Consider the following 22,723-nt stretch of genomic DNA (forward strand, 5'->3'; position numbering starts at 1 on the left):
GTGTATAAGAGACAGTGCACACACAACCCACACAACCCGTACGACCAGCCCACGCCCTGTCAGACCAGGATCGTTCGCCCGTCAATCCCGCTGAACGCCCGCCGCCAGATCCCTGACGATCTGAATCAACTCCGCCGGATCGAACGGCTTCGTCAGGTAGGCGTCCACCCCGATGCCGAGCCCACGCGCCCGGTCATCGTCCTGCGCCCGCGCCGTGATCAGCACCACCTTGATGTGACTGGTGGCCGCGTCGGTGCGCAGCTTCTCCGCCGTGGTCCATCCGTCCAGGCAGGGCATCATCACATCGAGCGTGATGACGTCCGGCATGACCTCGAGCACGCGATCAAGGCAGTCCTGCCCATCGGTGGCGGTCGTCACCTCGAACCCTTCCAGGTTCAGGTTGACCGCGATGAGCTGGCGGATGACCTCGTCATCGTCCACGACCAGTACTTTCCCAAGAACCTCGCCCACGGGCGCCAAGTTAACCTGTAGTGAGGTGGTCACGCCGGGTTTTCACGGGATGTGTTCAAGGAGCGTTATCCGGTGCCGAGTGGTGCCAGGATGCTGATAGCCTTATCACTCGTCAGCCCCCTTAGCTCAGGGGATAGAGCACCGGCCTCCGGAGCCGGGTGCGCAGGTTCGAATCCTGCAGGGGGCACTCGATCTTGACCAGCGGTTCCGGCCGCTGACCAGGGCGAACAGCGTACGAACGGGCGGGCCTCCGGTCTCACGGAGTCCCGCCCGTTCTCGTTGACGCTCGCTGGCTGTGAACCAGTTGTGGGCCGCTCTCAGCGACCTCATCAAAGCCTTGATGTCGAGGTGCCTGACGAGCCTCACGGCATCCGAGCACCCGCAACTGCCCGGAAGCGTCCCCGGCACTTGCACGCCAGAGCACGATGTGACGCCAGGACCTGAACGACGGTCGGTTCATAGGCGGCCTCCTACTGCGATCCGCTCCGAAGTGCAACCGTGCCTGGCACAACGCCCCTCACAGAGACTACCTGCAGGAAGCTCCCTTACGCGATCTTCAGGATGACTGCCACCGCCGGTGGCTCGTAGCACACCGAGCAGTTCCTGCGTAGCCAGCAGCACCGCCTGGTCAGCATTAAGGCTTATCGGCAGGCGTGCGGGACTGCATTGGATAAAACCGGACTTAGCAATCCACTCGGAGACCGTAGACATACTGTACGGAAGCTCCAGCAGCCTGGATAAGTTACCAACCTGAATTTCGGCTAGTCCAAAAAACGTAAAACAGCTCATCCTGCACGCCGAAATTTGCCCCCTGACTTCTGAATAAAAACTAGTAGACTCAGTGTGGCCGCTGGACGACAGAAGGGCTCGCAGTGCTCATCCCCGCTGAGATAGGTGGAGTTCCCGTACTGATCGAGGCCGTCGCTGGGCCAGGGAGAGAACCGACTTCCCGCGGCGAGCGCCGGACTGAGCTCCTAGAGGATATGTTTGCGCGCGCTCAGACAGTAATTGAAAGCATCGCCTTATCAGCGATGGATGTTAGGAAGAAGCTCGCATCTCATGTGATTCCGCCAGATCAGGTTGAAGTCCAATTCGGAGTCAAGTTCTCCACGCAGGGACAGATAGTTATTGCGAGCGCCGGCATGGAGGCCTCGCTAGCTGTAAAACTCATCTTCAACGGACCCGCCATTGTGGATGATGACGACACTAGCTCCACAAATTACCCAGACTCTAAGGGCGGGTAGCGATGAGCGACACTTCGTCGGCAATGAGGGAGCAATTCAATGAGCCACTGCTCTCCCTTGGCCGCATTCTTGATGGCATAGGAAGGCGAACAGGTACCTGTTTTCAGGTGGCCGATGGATATCTCGTTACAGCGTACCACGTTATCGAGCCAGCTTCGGAGGGCGACTCTGTTCGATATGAGTCGATGGATGGACATATAAGCTCCGTTGCGTTTCTGGCAAGCTTCGACATCGAGCACGACATCGCTGTCCTTAAGACTCATACAAATTTTGCAAGGAAGATTTCGCTTCTTGCACTTTCTGATGCACAAAGGCCGGATACACCAATCCACCTTACGGGATTCGCAGAGATACCCGACGCCACGAGACCATCGGGATACGCCGAATACGACTTCCGTCGAACAACGGGCACATGGGAAGGCGTGACAAGAGAGTCTCCCAGTGGCGTACTGATGGCCCAAGCCCGGGCTGACGGCACAGCGGTTGGAATGAGTGGATGTCCGGTACTACGCACATCAGATGGCGCAGTCATCGGCATACTTAGCAACCGCTACAACACAGATAGCGCATGGTCAGCAGGCCGGATATCGATAGGCAGGATAGAAGATCTAGAAGCACTACTGCCTAAGGACCTTTCGGTTGCAATCGAGCGCAGCTCTCCTTACACCGACAGTGACCAACGAAAATGGCTCCAGGAGGCTAAGCTTGACCGAGCAAAGTGCCAAGCAGATCCCTATTTTATTCAACCGGACGAGTGGGAGAAGGAATGGGCCGAGGGCGTAAGCGCCCTGGCACGTGGGGACGTTATTATAGTCACTGCACTACCTGGAGTCGGAGCAACAACCTTCGCTGAACAACTCCTTGCCCGCAGCACTGATGCCGAACTCCAAATGGCGAGACTGGAACCGGGCGACTGGGATGAACCGTCTTCAGAAGCCCTGCCTCGACGGTCGAAGCGCGCTTATATACTAGATCTGAGCGACCCAGAGCATGACCGCCCTTCGATAGCCTTCATACAAGACCTCAGTAGCGTTGCAGAAGCATACTTGGCACTACAATCTAGGCTAATAATCACTATATCGAGCGACCTATGGCGAGGGCGAGGAATCAGGCAGGTCCCTCATCTCTGTGTCATTAATATCGATACGTCGCCAAGCCCGCGAAGGCTGGTAGAGCACTATCTCAGTCTGCGTGATGAGAAATTGCGTGAGGAGATCAGATGGGATGACCTATCCACGCACCTCGAGGGAATGAGCGCTGTACAAACGCTCGAAGCTGTCGACACAATCCTCTCAACCTATAAATCCTACGCAGACGGCGATACGGAGCCTATCCACAAGCGCATTACAGAAGCACTAGATAATCACGCCGACACACTCGATCTGCTCTTTTCGGACCCCGCTCGGGACCGTACCCGTGATCAGGTGTCGAGTAAGCGCGATAAGCTCGATGACCTGCTCCCCTTGTCTCTAGAAGATCGTTGTCTTCTCATTGCGCTAGCGATTCGTGGCGTGGCGCGACTCGCTCAATTCGAGATGGAGAGTAAGCGCCTTCAAGATGTTGTAGTTGGTGTTTCTTCGCCTGCAAGGAAAACAGCGAACCCTGGAGATATCCTCTCAGGACCGGGACTACGAGGGAGGATACGCTATATCGATGCTAGGGTCGACGCTCATGAAGTAATACGAATGAAGCGTCCAAGCCTCGGCCCTGCTACCATCAGATACGTATGGGACAACTACGCGGCTATCCGGGAATCTATAGCGGAATGGATGATAAGCCAGGCCTCTGAAGACGATGAATGGAAAACTATAGCCAGGGACTGGCTGTCGTCTCTTGTTCGTCGACATCAAGACGTAGATTTCATCAAAGGTAGTCTTGCAAAGGTAGCCCATCAGCATAAACAGCGGAACATATTGGCTGATGTTCTCAGCGATGCTGTTTTGGATCCTCACATGCAGCGTCGTTGCGAAAGACTTCTCTATGACTGGGCATCGCAGGTCGACCGCCAACAGACAGTTCTCACCGTATGTGCACGACTTCTGCGTACTGACCGCAAGGGCATTGCACTGATACGGCTAAAACGTGTCGCTGACGCGTCAAAGCTATCTGCCGGCACGCAAGAGGAACTCCTTGAAATCCTTCGAGAAGCCGTACGAGATGACGAACTTCAGAAGTGGTTCCTGAACGCCATACGGTCATGGTTTCCGAGGACTGCTACTGCGACGATTCCAAGATCGGCTAAGTTGGCATTCGCGGCGGCCATGGACACCGAGGTTGAGGGAGAACCGTGGCTTCTCTCAGATGCTGCGCGGGGTTCGGACGTGGACCGTATGTTGGGTGAGGTTATATCGGAACTCACGGAGATCCACGATGCGGACAAGTCACTTGCGGCCTTGATCGTTAGAGCGGGACCCGACGATGGCCTATATTACGCCTTGATCCGGCGGATAGCAGCCGCCGCTATGACCTACGGCCTTCTCCAATCGATTTTCAACCTGAGCTATAGGCTTAACGAGGCTGGCGCTAAAGTTGGGCGCAATCCTATCCGGGACATTGATGCCGTGATTCGCGCAGAGCATCAAGCAGCTGTGAGCGCACGTGATCAGCTAACACCACCCACTATCGCTCAATGATGTATCGTACAGGATTCATTGAATTCGCAATCGAGGAGCTGCATCTTCACTCCGCCACAAACGGATTCCACTTCCAGGCGCGTATCAGAGGAAGGTATAAACGAGGCCGCACTAAGCATGCCTGTCGGGAAAGCTACGTGCATGACCATGTCTCGCGGATAGCCCGCAAGATCGCCCAGGAATGGGATGTGGATGAGGCTGCAGCGGCGGAATCTGCAATCAACGCCGTGCTTGGAAAGCCAGCGAAATGTCAGGACAGAATTTTTCGCGATCTAACTGCATCTGTTGTGCTTAGCTTGAGCAATGAAACCCTTCACGCTTTCATTCAACTGCGGCACGATCAGGCTCGAGTCGAACGGCTTCGTTTCCTCAAGGAGCACCTTTATGCTGAACCTGTCCTCTTAGCAATCGAGTTCCTCGAACGCAATCCAGAGAATATCGAGATCGACGATCTAGATGTCCACAAGTTCTTCGAATTTGCGAACAAGGTGCAGCACGCGGAGCGTTGGTGGGCGCCTCTCATGCATGCCTGGAGCGAACTAGCCAAACAGACGCAATCAACTGAAGCTGTTGGCGAGGCTATGAAGGTACTACTCGAAGCAATCCAACGCCTAGACTTCAGATTAACGGAACGCTTCGAGCTTCCGACACCCCCTATAGTTAGTAGCCCGAATGATCTACAGGGTGATCGGCAGAGGCCGTAAGCCGACGCTTCGGCCTCCGCAGAATGTCATCCCGATGGTCCTGGCCTACGACGGTGCTGCTGAGAGGACTGAACCTAATCAGGCTTCAAGAGCGGCTTCAATTCGGCGATTGATTTGGCTGTCGCGCCCGTCGAGGCACTTGGCATAACGCTTGAGGAGAACCTCAACGCTGTTGCCTGCGCGCTCCGCTACGACTGCCGCGTCAACGCCTGCATTTAGCCATGTGGACAGGGCGGCGTGACGCAGGTCGTAAGGCTTGCCCGCTAGGGGTGAGGCCACCTGTTGCACAGTAAGGGCGAAAAGGCGAGCCTCTTCCCAGGCCCGCGAGTAGGTAGAGGCACCCAGAACGCCACCGCGCTCGTTGCGGAATAGCCGTCCGTCAGGGGCCGTGCCGAACTCTTCGAGATGCGACCTTAGGATGTGAACCAGTTCTGGCGGGATTGGCACGGGCCGGACATCCCGTTCCTCTCTCTGCTTGAGCCCGCGCTGATCGTGTACGGTCCCGGTGTCCGTCCATTGCTTGCCGCTGCTTGGCCGGGTGATCTCGAGAGTGAGCAAACCCCACCCTTCCTCGGGCAGGTGACAGTCGGTCTCGCGAAGTCCCACTGCCTCAGCTGGCCGAAGGCCGGCACAGCGAAGAACGCCACCAGGCGGCGGCCTCTCCCACGGTGCCAGCTCCCGACGTAGGAGAGGCTTACGAGCAGTTCGCGGGCTTGGGCGGGGTTCACCACGCATCGCCGGTCAACGGTGTTGTCCCTTGCCACCTTGTTCTGCTTGACGCGCTTGAGCGGGTTCTCGACCAGTTCGCCGAGGTCGACAGCGTATTCCAGAGCAGTGTTGAGGCCGCGGCGTCGGCGGGCCGTCGTGTCCGCGGCCGCTCGCTTGCCGTCGCGCGTGAGGGTGAGTTCCTCGCAGACGTTGCGGGTCACGATGGGGTCTGCGAGGTCACTCACCCTGATAGTGCCCTTGCTGAGCAGGTGAACGGCGTCTTTAAGGTGAAGTGGGGCCACCTCGTCCTCCTGACGAGGTATGAGGGCCCACTGCATCGCAGCTCTGATCTCTCTCTTGCCGAGGCCGGCAGCCTCGTCGGTCAGGAGGGCGAACGTGGCCACGGTGAGGCTATCCACGATGCTCTCGCGGGTCTTGGCGGCGGCGCCCTTCCAGCGCATGCGAACGTACTTGCGGCAGAAGTCGTACCAGCTCAGGGCGGCCTTTTCCTCGGTCTTCGTCATGGAAGCGGGTAGGCCGGTGACCGTGTCGAAGGGCTCGCCCTTCTTCGCGGCCTTGAGCAGGTCGGCACGGAAGTGGTCGGCGAGCGCCTTGGTCAGGAACGACTTGGACTTGGGCTCCGTGCCGACCTTCCAGCGCAGTTCGTACGGCTTGCCACGACCTTTGCGCTGCCGGATGGTCCAGATGACGACGTCCATGGTCTGCATCTGTTGTCCCTCCTAGGCTGCGGTCTGTTCAAAAGTGGCGAGCCAGGCGTCCAGGTCGCAGCGGCGGACCTTGCGCTTGCCGTTGGGGAGTTTCAGGGACCTCGGGCCGCGGCCGGTGTTCAGCCAGCGGTAGAAGGTGGACTTCGGGACGTCGATCTCGTCGAGGACTTCGGCGATGGTGAGCAGGGTCTTGGGACGCGTTGTCATGGTGCGGCTGCCTTTCGGGCATCGTGATCGGTGCTGGGTGATGCCTCGGCGGTTGTGCTTGGCGGCTGGTCGCCGAGGGTGCTCGCGGCTGGTTGCGGAGGGGTGAGCCGTCCCAGCCGTCCCAGGGTCATTTCCGCAGGTCAAGCCTGGGACGGCTTGATTGGGTGGGACGGGTCATGCCGTCCCAGCGATGGGAGCCGTCCCGCTCTGACCTGCGGTGACGAGGCTGGGACGGCTGGGACGGGTATCCCTGTCGATCGGGACGACGTCGGCCTCTGGGATGGGTCCGAGGGCCGGGCAGTAGCGGGCCCAAGAGTCGGCGAAGTCGGCCCGCTGGTAGCCCTTGGCCTGCTGGCCATTGGGGAAGCGGATGTTCGCTGAGCGGATGTCGTACTCGCGTAGCATCGTGCCGAGCTTCATCGGGGTCAGTCCGGCCGGGCCGTGGTCGGCCCATTCGCTCTCGGGGTCGCTCTTGAGTCGTTCCAGCAAGACGGCGGTGGGCAGGGCGGTGTCCGGGCCGAAGGCGGTGCGGCAAGCGGTCAGTAGGCGTACGCGGGCCGAGGTCTGGCCGTTGTCGTCGGCCTCGGCGGTGAGCTGCAACGTGGCGGCGCGGGCCCGATCAGGCCAGCCTCCCCCGGCGTGGTCGGCAACGATGACCAGGGGTTCCCAGGTATCGGCCGCACGGTCTTCGACGGGCATGCTGGGCTCGGCCTCCTCCAGTGCGGGCAGGTCGGCGCGAAGCCACTGGTGCAGGTCGGTCGCCAATTCGCGCAGCGGAGCGCGGTCGCGGCGATGGCGGTACGGGGCGGCGTTCTCGCCAGGGGCGCGGCGGCGCATGCGGATGACGACGGCTCGGTCTTCGATGGTGTCGGGCATGGCTCCGATGCCGGCGAGTGCGGCCATGGCGAAGGTCGGGATGCTTTCGACGCGGTTGGTGGCGGCGTCGTAGCGCTTGGCCGGGCGGTTGCGCTGGTGTCCGGCGTTGAGCAGGCCGCGAAGGTCTTCGTTGCCGTCGGCTTTGGGGCCGAAGATGGTGTCGGCCTCGTCCACGAGCATGGTCGGTGGGTCTTCGGTGATGGAGCGGTAGACGGCGGCGCTAGAGCTGTTGACGGTGATGAACGGCTCGTGGCAGGTGGCCTCGACCACGTCCAGGAGCCGGGACTTGCCGCATCGCTTCTCCGGTCCGCGGATGACCAGTCGGGGCGCGTGGGCCCAGGCTGGTTGTGCGTGGGTGGCGGCGATCCACAGGGTGACGGCGTCGGCCGCCTCAGAGCTCGGCAGGATGACGTAGCGGGTGAGTGCGGCGCGTAGTCGGTCGAGCAGGGCGGCGCCGTTGGGTGTGCGGTCGTTGTTCATGGCTGGTGCTCCTTGGCTGGTGTTCATGCGGCCCGGCTACGGCGTGGCTGGGCTTTCATGCCTGCGGACAGGCCTGAGGCGATGACGGCGGCGATCTCGCGTGGCGGGTTCGGGTCGCCTTCGGCGTTCGCGGTCTCGGCGGCGGACTGGAGGGCGGTGATGACGACCTCGGCGGGCAGTACGCGGCGTGTGACGAGCTGGCCGAGGTTGAAGGCGGCGGTGTTGAGCGCGCGGTTGCGGGTGCCGCGTTGGGCGGTGGCCACGCGGTCGACCTCGCCGCGTAGTGCGGCCTGGCCGTACTTGGTGAGGCGGTGATCGGGCAGGCTGGCCAGGAGGTCGGCGGCGCTCATCGAGGGCGGTGCGGCTGGTGCGAGCGCCTCGGCGAGCCAGGCCGGGAGCGGTGCGATTGGCCGGTCGTGAACGATCTCGTACGGGCCGGTGCCGTCCGGCTGGGTGACGTGGCTTCCAGGGCCGACGACGTAGCCGCCGCAGGCGCGGGTGTCGATCAGCCAGCCGAGCCCGCCCTTGTGGCCTGCGCTGTTGCGCAGCCGTAGACCCTCAGGCGGGGTGAAGTAGAGATGCGTGCCGCCGCGCCGGGTGCGGACGGTGAAGGTGTCGCCGGGGTAAGGCTGGGCGTGCTCGGCGCACAGCAGGCGGAAGACGTGTTCTCCGTTCTGCGGGGGGTGCTGGGCGAGGCCGGCGGGCGGGTGCTCGCCGGGCTTGGGCTGGTCGAGGTCGATCACGACCAGGCGGGACGGGCCGCAGGCGATGCCGATGTTGTACGGCTGACGCGGCCAGAAGGCGGCGATGCGGTCGGTGTCGGTGGTGGCGTGTCGCTCCCAGTCGGTGAAGCCACGCAACGGCTTCTTGCCACGTGGAGTGAGCGGGAAGACGTACCAGCCGCGAGCGGCGGCCTTCAAGGCGGCGCGGGTCAGGTCAGACCACCCCATTGGACGCCTCCTTGGCCTCAAGGAATCGCAGGCGGTGGCCCTCGGCGGGGACGTGCATGAGTGCGTCCAATGGGGTGGCGGCATGCGCGTCGAGCGTGAGCCGATCCCGGCCGGGGTGGCTGAGGTCGTGCAGGTGTGGGCGCGGTGTGATCGTTTGGGTGTGGCGGTGGGAATGGGTGCTGGTCGGTGTCATGCTGGCAGTGCCTTTCCTCGTGATCGGGGTGGGTGGCCTCGGCGGTTGTGCTTGGCGGCTGGTCGCCGAGGCCGTATCCCGTGGTGCGTGAGCGTGGCTAGAACGGCGGTTTGTCGCCCGTTGTGGCGGTGGTGGCCCATGCGTCGGGTGCGCCGCTGTTGTGGCTGGTAGTGGCCTTGCGGGTCGCTCTGGCGGGCTTGGCGGTGGCGAAGCGCAGGGACGGGCCGATCTCGTCCACGGTCATCTCGAAGACGGTGCGGTGTTCGCCCTCGTCGGTCTCGTAGGTACGCATTCGAAGCTGTCCGGAGGCGATGACGCGGGTGCCTCGGGTGAGGGACTCGCAGATGTGATCGCCGAGGTCGCGCCAGGCCGAGCAGCGCATGAACAGGGCCTCGCCGTCCTCCCACTGCTCAAGCTGCTTGTTGTAGACGCGCGGGCTTGAGGCGATCGTGAACGTGGCGACGGCCGTTCCGGTCTGGGTGAAGCGCAGCTCGGGGTCGTTGGTCAGGTTGCCGATGATCGTGATGGTGGTCTCGCCGGACATGGCGGGCTTCCTTCCTTGAGGCCGGGATTAGTGGGTGCCGTCGCGGTACAGGCGGCGGAGGTAGACGTAGAGCTGCCAGCCGAGGCGGGGCCGCATGCCGGTGCCGCCGCAGGTGCGGCAGGTGCGGTTCTTGGCGCCGGGGCGGCATCGGACGCAGCGGCGCCAGGGCCACGTCAGGCAGACGATGATGTAACTGAGAGTGATTGACGGTAGGCAGGCTGCTAGCAGGGTGAGGGCAGTGGCCATGTGGGCCTCCAGGGCCGATTTCCACGGTTTCCGCAGGTCAGGGTCTAGGTGCTAGATCGCAGGTCGAGTGCGGTTTTGGGCTCTAGGCGGGCCTCTAGACCTAGAGGGGTCTGCCTCTAGGTCTAGAGGCGATCGGCTGAGCTACGAGGCCCTGCCTCTGTCACGCTGGGTGATGGCGGTGACGATGTCGTCACGGGTGATGCCGATGCGGTTCGCGCCCTTGCCGCCGCCCTCGGGCGTGCCCCACACCTGCATGGTCTTGATGCCGTACGGCTTGAGCGCGGTAGTGAGCTGCGCCGTCTTCGCGCCGCCCTCCAGGCGCGCCCACGCGCCGTAGACGTCCGGCCGCAACTCGGCGAGACGATCCACGATCGCCTCGTTCCACACCTTGACCTCGGACGGCGGGACCATGGCCAGGACGTCAGCGAGCAGGTCGAAGGTGGGCGTGTTCTGCTCGGGCGTCTCGCCGAGGGCGTGCCCGCTCAGCGCTCCCGTGCTCGCCCGCAGCGCGTGAGCACGATCGGCGATGCGTTGAGTGGCGGGCGTGTCCAGATAGGCCGTGCGTACGACCTTGGGCATCGGGGTCGCGCCGAGCAGGTAGCCGATACCGGCGTCCATCTTGGGTTGGAAGACGGTGGCGCGGATGCCGTTCTTGTAGGCGGACGTGCCGAGGATCATGTCGTTTTCGAGCTGGCCGGCGACGCGCAGGCAGAACCGGATGGTGACGTTCGCGCTGATACCGGTGGGCAGGCTGTCCTTGTCCGGGCGCTGGGTCGCCAACACCAGGATCACGCCGAGGGCGCGGCCGAGTTTGATGATGAACTCGGCGTCATCGCCCGCCTTGTCGCCGTACTCGGCGTGGGCGAACAGGTTCTGGCACTCGTCGAAGATGGCGACCAGCGGATGTAGCCCCAGTGAGCGTTTGTCGGCGATCTGCCGGGTGACCTTCTTGTCCGGGCACAGGTCGGGTGGCAGGGCTTTGAGGGCGGCGGCGCGGCGCATCACCTCCTTGCGGAGCAGCGCCAATGAGTCGGCGGCGTAGCCGATGGCCTCGTCCTCGATGCCGGAGACGTAGCGGTGGCAGTTCTGTTCGTGCGGGTCGAGGTCGCCGGTGCCCTTGAGTTCGTGGATCCACAGTTCGGCGCTCGGGTCGAGAGCCGCGCCGGAGGTGAGAACCCGCACGGAGGCGGTCTTGCCCTGGCCGGGCTGGGAGCCGATCAGGATGTTCTGCTCAATGAGCGGTACGACGATGGCGCGGCCTCGCGGGTCGCAGCCGAACGGGATGCCCTTGAAGACGTCGTGCGAGCTGGTCTTGAGCAGCGGGGACTTGATGACGGTCTTGGACAGGTCCTTGTCCCCCACCCACAGGATCAGCCGCCCCTCGTGGATGGTCGAATCGCCCTCGGGCCAGATGCAGCCCAGCGGGCGGCGTAGCGCCGAGGCCATGCGGTCGCGCTTGTCCATCACGTCGGCCACGGTCACGCCGTACGGCAGGTCGATGTCCGCCCGCCAACCGGGGCCGTCGCGGGTGATCGGGGCGACGAACCGGATGGCGTCCTTCGGGTTCTTGGCGATGGCCTGGTTGATGCCGGCGATGCCGAGTACGGTCAGGGACCGCACGACGATGTCGCTGGTGAGCTTCTCCACCGTGGATGGCACGACCGCGCGGTTGATCAGCGGGCGGTCGGCGGGCTTGCCAAGGATGCCAAGCGTGACGATGGCGACCGCGAGCGCCATCCATTGCGTGGCGGTCGGCTGCTTGGCCACCATGATGGCCACGATCAGCAGCGTCACCAGCGCTGCGGCGGAGACCAGAGCCCGCAGTCGCACACGCCGGTCTCGTTGCCTGCTGAGCTTGAGGTACGCCTCCGGGTCGGCCTTCTGGACGGCGGCAAGTCGTACCGGCTCGCCCTCCAGATCGAACGTCCACTTGAGGCTTCCGCCGATCAGCCGGAGCAGACCGCGGGGAGCGCGGGCGGTCAGCCGTCCGCCGTACAGCGGCACGCGGCAGACCTGGTATCCGGCCACGTGCAGGTAGTGGAGACCGACCCACTTGATGGTCTCGACCGCCTCGCTCCGGGAGCGCAGCCACAGCGGGACGATCGGCTGTCGGCTGCGGGTCTTCGCCTCCAGTGCGGTCCGCCAGTCGGCGGCGGTCGGACCGGGTTGGTCGACGCGGACGACCGCGCCTTCGAGGACCGGTCCGTCCGCGCTCGCGGGGCTGTCCTCGTTGTCCTGCTCGGGCCGGTCGGCGGGATTCTGTGGCTGACGTCCCGCGCGGGCGGCGTCCAGGTGGACGATGTCCGCGTCTTTGCCGTTCTCCTGGTCCGGGGTGGCGGACCGGTCCGGGTCCTTATCGTCGTCGTGGTTGGGATTGTCGTGCTGGTGGGTCATGATGTGTGCACCTCGTTTGACTTGCTGGTCGCGGGGTCCTGGGGCGCGGTCGTTGTCTTGGCGGATGAGGCCGCGCCCCATGTGGCGGTCAGGGACGATGGGCGGTCGGACCGCTTCTCGTCCGGTCGGTCTGCGGGCGTTTCGGCAGCGGTCGGGGTGTGCGGTCCGTCCGCTTCGGTGAGGCCGAGTTCGGCGCGCCAGGTGGCGGCGAGCAGCTCGGTACGGTCCTCCGGGAACTGGCGCGTAGCCAGTAGTTCGGCCAGCAGCATGGCGGTGATGGCCTGGTTGCGGTCGAAGGTGCGTCCGGGGTAGCCGGTGACGCTCCAGAGGCGGTCTCGAAGTTCGGCCATGTTCGGGCAGTCGTCCGAGGTCATGTGCGTGTCGGTGATGGTCAGGGTCATCAGGCGGCCTCGTCTTCGCGTACGGGCGTCGCCTGTTTCGCGGAGCCCTCGCTCTTCAGCCGAGACAGGAGCGCTCCGGCCCGATCGGTTGAGATGCTCTGTCCTTGGCGGCGGAAGGCGTCTCGAAGGCGGTCACGGGTCAGAGGCTCGCCTTGTGCCTTGAGGTCAGCGGCGACGCGTCGTCCGAGGGGGACGAGGTCGCCCACGTTCGGCGTTCGCGACGGGGACTTGGCACGGGTGCTCTTCGGGGCTGGGCGCTTGCGCGGCGCGGGTGGCAGGGCTGGGGGGATGTTCTCCTGATCGACTCGTACGGCCTCGGCCAGCAGCGGGATGTTCTTCGGTGTGAGTTCGCCGAGGTAGTACAGGGCTCGCTCTCGACGGGTGGCCTTCCAGCGCCAGAGCAGGCCGTACCGATCCTGCAGCTCTGTCTTGGCCAGGATGCGTTCGCGCTCGCGTCCAAGGGCCTCGGGGTAGCTGCAGATCTCCCAGAGCACCATGCGGCGCCAGAGCGCGACGGTCGCCATCGGGGCGAGCAGCCAGCGTGAACGGCGAATCCCGTCCATGTGGTCGGGCTTGGCCAGGTCGGCGCGCTTGCGGATGACGTGGGCACCGACCTCGATGGCGATGACCCACAGCAGCGGGAGCAGGGCGTGGGCGACGACCGCGAACCAGTCGGTGGCACCCGGTGCGCTGAGGTAGGCGGCCACGTTGAGGTAGACCGTCGCGCCGGTCAGCGCCCACGGAATGAACCGGAGCCAGCTCACCCGCATGCCGAGGCGGGCCAGCACGATGTCGAGCGCTGAGAACACGGCGATGCCCAGGTCAATGCCGAGCGGGACCGTCCACGCGAACCAGCCGAACGACGGGCCGGCGGCGTGTGCGACGCGCTCGAAGCTGTTGATGAACCCGATCAGTCCGAGCGCGCCGGTTACGGCGGCCGTGACGGCTACGGCTGTCCGCTCACCCTCGGTGAGGGGGCGGGGTGCGGTGTGGCAGACGTTCATGCGGCGATCTCCTCTGCACAGTCGAGACACGTGCCGAGGTGGCGCGGCAGCACGTAGCCGACATCCGTCAGGCACTCCGGGCAGGTACGCCGAGCCGCGTTCGCCTTCGACAAGGCGGCGCGCTGGCGAAGCGTCGCGGTGCGCTTGGGCAGAGCGAACCGGACGTCGTACAGGTAGGCGGTGCGAACGCCGGGCGCGCCGTAACGGCGGGAGCACCACAGCACTTGAGCCTGTACGCCCTGGCCGCCAGGCCGCAGCCCCTCGGCGGTGAGCTGGCGAAGGGTGCGCAGGTGCGACGGGGCCATCTTCCACGGGTAGGTGGGGATGCCGTACCGGTCGCCGGTCGGGTCCCAGAAGCGGGCGCGGACGCGGCTTGCCATCAGGCCACCTCCAGGTCTTCCAGCTCGGCGGCGTGCTCGGCCACCTCGGCGGGCGTCCGGCCCGCCCAGATGCCCGAGGTCGGGCGCGTCTCCAGCGCGTAGACGTCGCAGAACAGCCGCGCCGGGCAGGTTGCGCAGACCTCGCGGGCGACGGCCTCGCGGGCGACGCGCTCCTCAGTGGTCTCGATCGTGAGCCGAGGGCCGGTGTGCAGCTCGGGGTCGTAGGTGCATTCGGGAAGCGGCGTCTCGCCGTCCACGCGCCAGGTCGCTTCGACTTCGGCGAGCGACATGCGCGCCGGGTGGATCGGGCGGTTGATGTTGTGTCCCACTGGTGGGTCTCTCTTCCTGCGGTTAGCTGCTGACGGTCTGGACGAACCGCGCGAACGACTCGGACGCGCTCATGACCAGGTGCGCCGCCGCCTTGACGATGGTCGCCGCGCCCTCCGGGTCCTTCAGGGCGTAGAGGACGGCGCAGATCATGAGGACGGTCGGGAGCACCTTTCGCGGACGGACAAGCATGGTGAGCCCTCTCGGTTCGAGAACCTGCGAGCAGGTTCTAAGAGATATAGAACATGTACAGTCACTGAGAGTCAAGTCCACAGCACCGGTCGCGTTGGGTTGCTGCGGGTCTCGCCTCGCTCGTTCCTGCTGACTCAAGGATTCCTCGCCGCACGCTGCGGCAACACTGTGATCACCCCCGGGACTGAATGCACAGGGGGTGCTTTTTAGGGGTGATCTGGCCCTCGACCAGGAGAAACATCCAGACCAAATTTGTGGAGTTCGAGCCGCGGAAGCCTTGTCCGCGCCATGATGCGAAGGCGCGGAGATATGGAGGTGAACGTGTCTCGAATGCCCAATGTTGCGCTCGCGCAGGCTATGCGACGTGCGGATTGTTCAAATTCGGGACTTGCTTCACGAGTACGGCAAATTGCCCAGAAAGAGGGCATAAGCCTTAGCTGCACCCATGTGGACGTCAAGCGCTGGCTTGATGGCGTGAAGCCTCGGCCGACAACGGCAAGGTTCATCACCGAGGCCCTCTCACAGAAGGCCGGCGTGACGTTCTCGTTGGACGACGTCGGCTTGGGCAGCGTCGTCACTCCCGAGACGCTTGAAGCCACCCTTGCCCACGGCGGCGGGATATCCGATGTCGGGAGCCTGCTGCTGGGTCTTACCCGGCGCGACCTCGCCGATGATCCCGTAGCTCTGGAGTCCGTGATCGTGCCGGACGCCTGGAGCGAGGCTCTGATCGCATGGCTGCTGTCCCGCCCTGAGCCGCATCAAACCAGGCAGAACGCCCGGCCATCTGTGGGTGTGTGGGACGTCCACGCGATCCGGGTGACAACCGAGATCTTCGCCAACATGGGGTTCCAGTTCGGCGGCGGCCACGCGCGTTCTGCGCTCATCCAGTATTACAACCGCGAAGTCGTCCCGATGCTGAACGGCAAATACACCGCGTCGGTCGGACGATCGTTGTATGCGGCGGCTGCGGAAATCACGGAGCTGGTTGCCTGGACGGCTTACGACCTGGGCAGGCATGGGCTCGCTCAGCGGTATTTCCTGCAAGGGCTACGCCTGGCGCAGGCGTCGGGTGACCGCATGATGGGCGGTCTGCTGCTCGCCGATATGAGTCACCAGGCCAACTACCTTGGCCGGTACAACCAGGCGATACAGCTTGCGCGGGCAGCACAGGAAGGATGCAAGGACGTCTCCACCGCCACGCCCATGGCTCTGTTCCACGCTATGGAAGCGCGGGGCCACGCAGGGAACGGCGACGAGGCCCAGTGCGCACGCGCCTTGCTCCAGGCCGAAACGTATTTCAGCAAGCGCAAGGTGGACGATGACCCGCCATGGTCACGCTACTTTGACGCCGCCGAGCTGGCGAGTGAGGGCGCGCACTGCTACCGCGACCTCAGAGTCCCCTCGCAGGCCATGGAGTTCGTCGGCCAGGCCGTCGATCTCTGCGACCCGATGTACGTGCGGACGCTCGCCTTCGACCGCCTCGTGCAGGCGGCCAGCTACGTCCACATGGGGCAACCCGCGAAAGCCGCCTTGGTTGCACTTGAAGCCATCAACCTGGCCGGGCCGCTCAAGTCCGCGCGTTATCTCCGGTACGTTCGAGATCTGAAAGCCGACCTCGCAGGCTTCGACTGCGAAGATTCGGTCAGGGCCTTCAACACCCTCATCGCGGAGAAATATCCGTCCCTCGGTGGCTAGAAAGCCCGCCACTGACGAGGCTCGTCCGGATTCTGCAGGCAGAAAAGGCGGTTGCGAAACTCCCGAGCGATATCCTCATCTTCATTGACGTTCTGCATCAGCCATGTCGTCATCTTCAACTCGTTGATGTCTCTGAGCACGGGATAGCCCTCCCATGCCACAACGTCAAACCCGTAGCGCTCCGCGAACTGGTCATATTCGGCACGGGTACCCCAGCCCAGAGAGTGTTCGATGGCTGTGACGGCGAGATCGGTCTCAGGAGGGCCGAAGGCGAAACGCTCGAAGTCGATCAGCACGACGGCGCCTTCGGTGGTCTTGATGAGGTTGTCCGAGTGTGCGTCACCGTGCACGGCGCAGGCGGCCAGGGGGAAATGCAGGGCCTCGTAGGCTGTCTGGAGCTGCTGGTACCTCGTGAGCAGGAACTGGCGTTCCTGGTCGGTGAGAACACTGGCCGAGGAGATGCGTTCCGAGACGCGCCCAAGGATGTCGAGCTGTGGCAGCGCCAGATCTTCCGGAACCGGCATCCGATGCAGAGCCCGTAGAACCTCGGCTAGGTCAGTCAAGGTCGCGGCACCACCGCCGCTGTCGATGAAGCGCCACAGTGTCACGGGCCTGTCCCTGACAACGAGAGGTTGGGGGTGATGCGTTGTCCGCGCCGCTGGCAGTCCCGCTTCATGAAGCCAGGCGGCCACAGCCACCTCCTTGCGGGTGTCGTCAAGAACGTCCAGGCTTCGCGCGATGCGTACGACGACGTGTTCGGACGCCAGCACGAAGAGAGCGTTCTCACCGAGGCGGATCAGCCGCGCGTCCTCGCTCGCGAGGCCGGCGACCCTGCATGCCTCCTGGAGAGTCGCCTGCGCTTCCTGAGAGGTGAACGGGGCGGCGGCTGACTGGAACACGGTCACTATGAGCCCTTTGGTTGTGTCTTGACCACGCGGCCTTTACCGGCCCGCTTCTCGACTATCCCCTCTGCTTCTAGCAGCGCGAACGCTCTTCTGACAGTGATACGGCCAACGCCTCGCTCTTGAGCCAGTGCACTCTCTCCAGGGAGCACGGCACCTATGGCGAACTGACCACTGGCTATCTCCCGTCGTAGGGCAGCGGCGATGTCGTCAGCGCGCGTATGCGCGTGGTCGGGCCCGCCGACGAACCACCCCCTCCCGTGGATGGAGGTGATCGTCTGTTCAGAGGCAAGCAACTGGAACGCCTGTCGGACGGTTCCCTTCGAGACGCCGTACTCCTCTGCGGTCGCGGCTTCAGCCGGTAGCTGTTGGCCTGCCGCGAGTTCGCCGCTCTCGATCCGCTTGCGCATCGCCTCGGCGATCGTCTCGTACTGTGTCGAGGCCGCACGGCGGTCTCCTGACGGCGCTTCTCCCACCACCCGACGTCCGCGGCCTGCCTCGCTGGCCACCAGGCCCGCCCGCTCCAGCTCAGCGACGGCCTGGCGCACGGTTCCCCGTGCCACGCCATAGGTACGCGCAAGGACCGCTTCAGAAGGCATCATGCCGCCAGCAGGGGGATCTCCATCACGGATACGACGGCGGATATCCTCGGCTATCCGAACGTAGGTGGGCCCATCTATCGCCTTGCTCATCGCGCTCCCTCACCGAGGCACATCGTCTCTAGGGTAGGGCGGACAGGGCAGGACCTGCGGAGTAACGCGGCTCCACGTCTTCTCTCGAAGTCTTCCCCTTCGTGGGGTTACAGACGCGATGCGGCGCCAGATTGAGCCAACAAGTCTTACCGAGATCCTTGAGCGCGGATTTTGAGGGCTCCGGCGCTCTACGCATCTCTGGACGCAGCGCTTACGGCAGATGCCGGTGACCGCTCAAGCCACGAACTCTTGCCCGGCCTCGTGTCACCGCGCCACCCGGCTTGGGTGTCGGCAGCGTACGAATCTCTACACACATGGTCCTTCTCGAACTCCACGATGAGCATCATCCAAAGCTCACGCGCGTGCTTGTAGCGCCCCCTACCAGCCTCCTCATAGCCCCCGGCCTCTGCAGCCCGGAGAATCAAGAACTGCCCACCCTGGCTCGCCCACTCGTACACGCCGCAGCACGACGTCTCAGTGATCCGAAGGTGGTCCCTCCGAGGGCGCACATAGGGTTCCCACCGCAGTACCGGCATGTCATGGGCCGACATGCCCGCTCGGTACTTCTGCGGCGTACTCCTGGAGGTAGCGGAAGACGTTGCGGCGGCATCGCTGCCATGCGCAGGCGAAGGCGAGTTCTAGCAGCGTGTCGGCTTCGAGCTGCAGCTTGACGCCATAGGCGATCTCGTTGGCGGTCAGCTTGGGCAGCGGCCTCGCCCGCCAGACGCCGAGCTGGTCACGCCACACGTAGAAGCGTCTGAACGCGCCGCGCAGGTCGTGAGGCGAGACGCCGAAGATGGAAGTCATGCGGGATTGATCTCCCCGTGTTGCCTTGGACAGGGAAGCCAGCCAAAAATCCTCGCTAGCTGATGTTTGCCCACGTTAACGCTAGGGCCTCATAGCCACAAGGCTCATGGCAACATAGCCGCGTGACACTTGTATGTTGTGATCGACTACAGCTCCGGGGTGCCGGTGTATCGCCAGGTCGCCAACGCGATCCGCGACGACATCACCGCCGGCCTCTATCAGCCAGGAGCGTGGTTGCCCTCGGAGGCTCAGCTCTCGCAGATGTACGAAGTAGGTCGGGACACAGTGCGCGAAGCACTGGCCTACCTGCGGGCAGAGGGCAGAATCACCACAATTCGCAAGCGGGGGTCCATGGTGACCTCTGAGCCAGAAAGAAAGTCGTTCACCGTACGCCGTGGGGCGCGAGCAATCGCACGCATGCCGACGCCGGATGAGCGGCGAGATCTAGCCACATCAAGTGAGCTGCGAGAGTTCGGCGGCATGCCTGAGGGCGTACCGGTGTTCGAAATCATTCCGGGCCCTCGTAAGCATCGACGAATACTTCGTAGCGATCATGTAGAGCTTGTTTTCGATGAACCTGCATCAGCGGGCGACAGCGGACAGCAGGTCTGACGCCTGTGGCACATACCTAGCATATTCCCAGCGGTCGCCCGGCTTGTATCTCTGCGGTTCCGCTGGGTCGCGGTGGCGTACTCGTACGCTGCACCTCCCATTTATCTTGTCCGGTCAGCCCCGATCCGCTTCAATAGCTTTGACCTCTAGGCGCAAAGTGTTCAGGATCGCAGCCACTTGCTTATGAGCAGCCTCTTCACCTTCAAATGTTGACGCCGCATAATCCCAGGCCGTTGGTTTATCGAGCGCCTGTGAATGCGCCTTCTCGCGGGCCTCCTGCAATTGTTTCCAGATTGAAGCCAGTCGCGGATCACGAGCTCTCTCAATCACCTCGCCAAGTACAGCCATAGCGCATTGGCCTTCTTGAGAATAGGCCGGAGCTCCGGACCAAATTAGTCCGCCCGTCCGAGTAAAAATCTCTTGGACGCTCTCCACGGCAACGCGCATCTCAGACACCAAGCCGAGCTTGAAAGATGGCCCCAGAGGGGTCATGGTCTGACTACAAACAAGTCTCTCATGTTCACGCTTAAGCTGCAGCATGCGAGACACGGTATATTCCTGCACCTGATCATCGACCATTTTATGATGCTTCCTGCATAACAGGATAAGATTGTCGTAATGATCAAGATCCCCCAGGTATTGCGGGTTTCCACGCGGACCGCCTGGAGAGCGCGCTACGATATGCGCCTCCTCTCCGACAATCGTGGGCTCATCCCCTGCACCGCTAGCTGGCACGGCCAATACTTCTCTACAGATAGAGCAACGTCCTCCCGCCAACGCCCAAAGGGCTCGACGCGTCTTATCAGTTATTCCCATTCACCTACGCCTCGCTATCGATTTGGACTGTAGTGATCGAACATTGACTAGCACCGCTCAATAAGCAGCACCGCTACGACCACTGCGACGGAAACTTGCCACCGAATAGCAGGTCTAGATAGTGGAAGGCCACGCCCTCCTTTTTATCTCTGTAGGCATCCAGCGCTTTACGTGCTCGCCCAGCAGCTGTGGACAACTTAGATAGGGCTTCGACTTTTTTGACTTCGGATGAACAGGCATAGAAGCGCCCTGCTGCATTGCGAGGATCGTTCATGTCTGCTAGTTTATGCTGGTTAAGCTTTTCGAGCAGTTGGCAGATATCCCAAACGGGCACGAAGGACGTTTCTGATGCCACGTGCTGGGCTGCACGCATCTCTAGATAGAATGATGATATAGGCACGTTGTTAAAATACTTCCAGGCCTTAACAAGTCTGGCTAGCCTTTTAGCGCCTCCTTTTGTGCGTTCAGCTTCGTTGCATGCATTGACGAAGCTCAAATGCTCAAGCGGTGCGGTGTCCATCCACCCAGTTCCTGCTCCCGGGATATCGTAGACAAGCGCGTTCCCTCCGCCACGACCAGTGATAAATCCTGGCGTCACTTCCCAGGTCTGATCGCCTCCAGCGAACTGTATAACTACCGCCGGCCTACTCACCCGCACTGGAGTGTACGGAAATCTAGCCTGAAGCGCAGCACTGATCCAGCCAAGCGCCGTATCGGAACTGTTAGGGCGGGCAGATCCAAGGCTTACGAGGATATCTGTGTCGCAATGGTTTCGAACTCCTGTGCCATGGTTGAATGAGCCAATCTCGCGGATCGCAGTCACCTTCAGTGCTGCACGCAATGCGCTTTCGACGCTAACTCGATGTGCGGCAGCGGCCTTCCGTTGAGTCTCAAGAGGTGTCAGTCTCTTGAAAAACTCATCAAACGCTTGGGGCACCGTACGCACCGCCAACTCCTTTCTAGACTTGCACACCTTTACGCTTGTCCGATGATTTTACCGGGCCTGCCCGTGCTCCCGAGCCTCCGCGATGAGATCTTCCGCGCTAAGCCGCATCTCAACCTCTTTGAAGTTCCGGCGTCTATCATTGAACCAATTCGGCATTACCGCATTGCTACGACGTATTAGATAGATACAGTCCTGAATACCCCGACAATCGACATCAGTAATCGCGCCGGGCGATACCATGCCCTTTCTCCACAGGGCCATGACTTTCTGTTCCGCCCCGGCTTTTTCCTGTGCACTATCAGTATGAGCTCGAAACATCTCTATAGCTTCGCGAATCAGCGGACCAAGAGGCACGAGCACAGCGATCAGAAAATCTCCAATCGCAAACTCTCCGAGTATCCCTATAAGCATGGCTGCGCAAATGATGGCTAGGAGGACCCAGAGCGTTAACCGTGCCCACGCCTTGTGTAGCGAGATCCCCCAACCTAGATTACTCCGCTGGCATATCAGGATGTCGAGTGGACGATGCACATCGCTGGCGTCGGGATACCAGTCTTGCAACGTCGAAGGGCCCTTGTAGCGCCGTGCGGCATCTGCGATCAGGGTAGGCGTGGGACGATCAGCCAATAGCTCGTTCCAAGAGATCTGGTATATGGACGTATCAAACTGCTCCTGGATGGCTGCCGCCTCACGATTGAGGCGCTTTTCTTTCACGCTGCCGATCAAGTAGATAAGAATAAGGACGATCGTGAAGGTGCCGCCAACAGCGGCTCTCCAATCACTTACGATCAACGCGGCAGTTGGCGCAACTATTGTTCCTCCGACTAGCAGGATAATCCGAGCAGAATATATTTTCTTGGAGTCACTATAGAGCTGTCGTTGTGCTGCGAGCATGCGCAGATATTTGGACTTATTTTGCGCCTCGGCGATTGCCGGTGCCGTAAAAGGTGAAGATGTAGACACAGAGGGGATCTTCCGATGTGGGTACTTCAGTTGCACATCCCAGAGACTCGAGACTGCGGGCATAGTTGCACAATCCATCGCCCAATACAACGATGCGCGACCATGCGTACTTATCGTGATCGCCTGATCACAGGAAGGTGAGTTACTGGTGAGTATGCGTGTTACGAAATTGAGGCCTCTCGGATAAGAGGAGAGGGTGTCCAAGCAACAGTTACTGCGTCGACTAGATGTCGTCGGCAGTGCCCCAGGGCTGAACGTGCCCCTTAAACGGGGTCATCTCTGGCAGCGCCTTCGCTGACAAGGTCCGATACTTGCTGGATCCCAGGGCACTTGAGGTCATGTCTGTGGGCCTACCGTGGGCCGTCCGTAGCTGCAGGAGTCGACTCAGTCATGTTTCTGCAGGTCAGCTGCGCAACAGGCGCGATTACTGCAACCCTCTCCGGAGCCGGGTGCGCAGGTTCGAATCCTGCAGGGGGCACACTGTGATGTCTCAGGACATCGGAAACCCTCGAACCTACGGGTTCGGGGGTTTCGTCGTGTTGGGGTTTGCCTGGGGTTGGTAGTCGCGGGCGGGGTCGATGGTCAGCTCGCGCAGGAGTTCTCCGGTG

24 protein-coding genes, 1 tRNA gene and 1 pseudogene are annotated in these 22,723 nt (G+C 62.4%); 6 read left to right on the plus strand and 20 right to left on the minus strand.

Annotation, left to right across the window (positions count from 1 at the left end; translation table 11 throughout):
- Positions 1 to 81: 81 nt before the first annotated feature.
- Entirely contained in the window at positions 82 to 471 is a 390-nt protein-coding gene (locus E1295_RS37570) for a response regulator transcription factor (protein ID WP_132638266.1), read from the minus strand.
- Positions 472 to 586: 115 nt separating this feature from the next.
- Here E1295_RS37570 and E1295_RS37575 point away from each other — a divergent pair.
- From E1295_RS37575 to E1295_RS37590, 4 genes are all read left to right on the plus strand, one after another.
- Positions 587 to 658: transfer RNA gene (locus tag E1295_RS37575), tRNA-Arg, on the plus strand.
- 685 nt (positions 659 to 1,343) lie between these two features.
- Positions 1,344 to 1,715, plus strand: coding sequence for a CU044_2847 family protein (locus E1295_RS37580; protein WP_132638268.1), 372 nt, complete (start codon positions 1,344 to 1,346; stop codon positions 1,713 to 1,715).
- Between the two features lie 2 nt (positions 1,716 to 1,717).
- Positions 1,718 to 4,348 carry a S1 family peptidase gene (locus E1295_RS37585; RefSeq protein WP_132638270.1) on the plus strand — a complete coding sequence of 877 codons (2,631 nt, stop codon included), beginning with the start codon at positions 1,718 to 1,720 and terminating at the stop codon, positions 4,346 to 4,348.
- Positions 4,345 to 5,052, plus strand: coding sequence for a hypothetical protein (locus E1295_RS37590; protein ID WP_132638272.1), 708 nt, complete (start codon positions 4,345 to 4,347; stop codon positions 5,050 to 5,052). Before E1295_RS37585 ends, E1295_RS37590 begins: the two co-directional genes overlap by 4 nt.
- A gap of 413 nt (positions 5,053 to 5,465) precedes the next feature.
- Here the strand turns inward: E1295_RS37590 and E1295_RS37595 are convergent, their stop codons facing one another.
- The 12 genes from E1295_RS37595 to E1295_RS49310 all read right to left on the minus strand — a co-directional run bounded on the left by E1295_RS37595 (position 5,466) and on the right by E1295_RS49310 (position 14,682).
- On the minus strand, positions 5,466 to 6,479 hold the full coding sequence (locus E1295_RS37595; protein ID WP_246080831.1) for a hypothetical protein: 1,014 nt from the start codon (positions 6,477 to 6,479) through the stop codon (positions 5,466 to 5,468).
- A 21-nt stretch (positions 6,480 to 6,500) separates the two neighbouring features.
- On the minus strand, positions 6,501 to 6,695 hold the full coding sequence (locus tag E1295_RS37600) for a helix-turn-helix transcriptional regulator (protein ID WP_132638274.1): 195 nt from the start codon (positions 6,693 to 6,695) through the stop codon (positions 6,501 to 6,503).
- A 174-nt stretch (positions 6,696 to 6,869) separates the two neighbouring features.
- The gene (locus tag E1295_RS37605) at positions 6,870 to 8,051 is read right to left on the minus strand and encodes a DUF3631 domain-containing protein (RefSeq protein WP_132638276.1); all 1,182 of its coding nucleotides are present in this window, start codon (positions 8,049 to 8,051) and stop codon (positions 6,870 to 6,872) included.
- A 23-nt stretch (positions 8,052 to 8,074) separates the two neighbouring features.
- Entirely contained in the window at positions 8,075 to 9,001 is a 927-nt protein-coding gene (locus E1295_RS37610; protein ID WP_132638278.1) for a bifunctional DNA primase/polymerase, read from the minus strand.
- A 290-nt stretch (positions 9,002 to 9,291) separates the two neighbouring features.
- Positions 9,292 to 9,738 (minus strand): single-stranded DNA-binding protein, encoded by a 447-nt coding sequence (locus E1295_RS37615; RefSeq protein ID WP_132638280.1) that lies wholly within the window; start codon positions 9,736 to 9,738, stop codon positions 9,292 to 9,294.
- Between the two features lie 27 nt (positions 9,739 to 9,765).
- Complete coding sequence (locus E1295_RS37620; RefSeq protein WP_132638282.1) at positions 9,766 to 9,984, minus strand: DnaJ-like cysteine-rich domain-containing protein; 219 nt, start codon at positions 9,982 to 9,984, stop codon at positions 9,766 to 9,768.
- A gap of 141 nt (positions 9,985 to 10,125) precedes the next feature.
- The gene (locus tag E1295_RS37625) at positions 10,126 to 12,378 is read right to left on the minus strand and encodes a cell division protein FtsK (protein WP_132638284.1); all 2,253 of its coding nucleotides are present in this window, start codon (positions 12,376 to 12,378) and stop codon (positions 10,126 to 10,128) included.
- Positions 12,375 to 12,779 (minus strand): hypothetical protein, encoded by a 405-nt coding sequence (locus tag E1295_RS37630; protein WP_132638286.1) that lies wholly within the window; start codon positions 12,777 to 12,779, stop codon positions 12,375 to 12,377. Before E1295_RS37630 ends, E1295_RS37625 begins: the two co-directional genes overlap by 4 nt.
- Complete coding sequence (locus tag E1295_RS37635; RefSeq protein ID WP_132638288.1) at positions 12,779 to 13,783, minus strand: DUF2637 domain-containing protein; 1,005 nt, start codon at positions 13,781 to 13,783, stop codon at positions 12,779 to 12,781. The genes E1295_RS37630 and E1295_RS37635 overlap by 1 nt, the downstream gene beginning before the upstream one ends.
- Positions 13,780 to 14,163, minus strand: coding sequence for an RRQRL motif-containing zinc-binding protein (locus E1295_RS37640; protein ID WP_132638290.1), 384 nt, complete (start codon positions 14,161 to 14,163; stop codon positions 13,780 to 13,782). Before E1295_RS37640 ends, E1295_RS37635 begins: the two co-directional genes overlap by 4 nt.
- Positions 14,163 to 14,453, minus strand: coding sequence for a WhiB family transcriptional regulator (locus E1295_RS37645; RefSeq protein ID WP_132638292.1), 291 nt, complete (start codon positions 14,451 to 14,453; stop codon positions 14,163 to 14,165). Before E1295_RS37645 ends, E1295_RS37640 begins: the two co-directional genes overlap by 1 nt.
- Before the next feature lie 61 nt (positions 14,454 to 14,514).
- Complete coding sequence (locus tag E1295_RS49310; RefSeq protein WP_166427605.1) at positions 14,515 to 14,682, minus strand: hypothetical protein; 168 nt, start codon at positions 14,680 to 14,682, stop codon at positions 14,515 to 14,517.
- A gap of 330 nt (positions 14,683 to 15,012) precedes the next feature.
- Between E1295_RS49310 and E1295_RS37650 the strand changes: the two genes are divergently transcribed.
- A complete protein-coding gene (locus tag E1295_RS37650) occupies positions 15,013 to 16,377 on the plus strand; it encodes an NsdA family TPR-like regulatory protein (RefSeq protein ID WP_484214004.1) in 1,365 nt (454 codons plus the stop codon).
- Here E1295_RS37650 and E1295_RS37655 read toward each other — a convergent pair.
- From E1295_RS37655 to E1295_RS37665, 3 genes are all read right to left on the minus strand, one after another.
- Positions 16,374 to 17,282 carry an aminoglycoside phosphotransferase family protein gene (locus E1295_RS37655; protein WP_166427606.1) on the minus strand — a complete coding sequence of 303 codons (909 nt, stop codon included), beginning with the start codon at positions 17,280 to 17,282 and terminating at the stop codon, positions 16,374 to 16,376. The genes E1295_RS37650 and E1295_RS37655 overlap by 4 nt on opposite strands.
- Positions 17,282 to 17,971, minus strand: coding sequence for a GntR family transcriptional regulator (locus E1295_RS37660; RefSeq protein ID WP_132638298.1), 690 nt, complete (start codon positions 17,969 to 17,971; stop codon positions 17,282 to 17,284). The genes E1295_RS37655 and E1295_RS37660 overlap by 1 nt, the downstream gene beginning before the upstream one ends.
- Before the next feature lie 537 nt (positions 17,972 to 18,508).
- On the minus strand, positions 18,509 to 18,778 hold the full coding sequence (locus E1295_RS37665; RefSeq protein ID WP_132638300.1) for a hypothetical protein: 270 nt from the start codon (positions 18,776 to 18,778) through the stop codon (positions 18,509 to 18,511).
- Positions 18,779 to 18,916: 138 nt separating this feature from the next.
- Between E1295_RS37665 and E1295_RS37670 the strand changes: the two genes are divergently transcribed.
- Positions 18,917 to 19,390, plus strand: coding sequence for a GntR family transcriptional regulator (locus E1295_RS37670; RefSeq protein WP_166427607.1), 474 nt, complete (start codon positions 18,917 to 18,919; stop codon positions 19,388 to 19,390).
- A 114-nt stretch (positions 19,391 to 19,504) separates the two neighbouring features.
- On the opposite strand, the gene E1295_RS37675 is transcribed toward E1295_RS37670, so the two are convergent.
- From E1295_RS37675 to E1295_RS37685, 4 genes and pseudogenes are all read right to left on the minus strand, one after another.
- Positions 19,505 to 19,969, minus strand: coding sequence for a hypothetical protein (locus E1295_RS37675; RefSeq protein WP_132638304.1), 465 nt, complete (start codon positions 19,967 to 19,969; stop codon positions 19,505 to 19,507).
- A gap of 3 nt (positions 19,970 to 19,972) precedes the next feature.
- Positions 19,973 to 20,206: pseudogene (locus E1295_RS52675) on the minus strand (HNH endonuclease); the annotation flags it as partial.
- A 73-nt stretch (positions 20,207 to 20,279) separates the two neighbouring features.
- Complete coding sequence (locus E1295_RS37680; protein WP_166427608.1) at positions 20,280 to 21,152, minus strand: nucleotidyltransferase domain-containing protein; 873 nt, start codon at positions 21,150 to 21,152, stop codon at positions 20,280 to 20,282.
- A gap of 48 nt (positions 21,153 to 21,200) precedes the next feature.
- Positions 21,201 to 22,151 (minus strand): S-4TM family putative pore-forming effector, encoded by a 951-nt coding sequence (locus tag E1295_RS37685; protein WP_132638306.1) that lies wholly within the window; start codon positions 22,149 to 22,151, stop codon positions 21,201 to 21,203.
- Positions 22,152 to 22,723 lie beyond the last annotated feature (572 nt).

Origin of the sequence: Nonomuraea mesophila (assembly GCF_004352805.1) — a bacterium.
Classification (GTDB): domain Bacteria; phylum Actinomycetota; class Actinomycetes; order Streptosporangiales; family Streptosporangiaceae; genus Nonomuraea; species Nonomuraea longispora.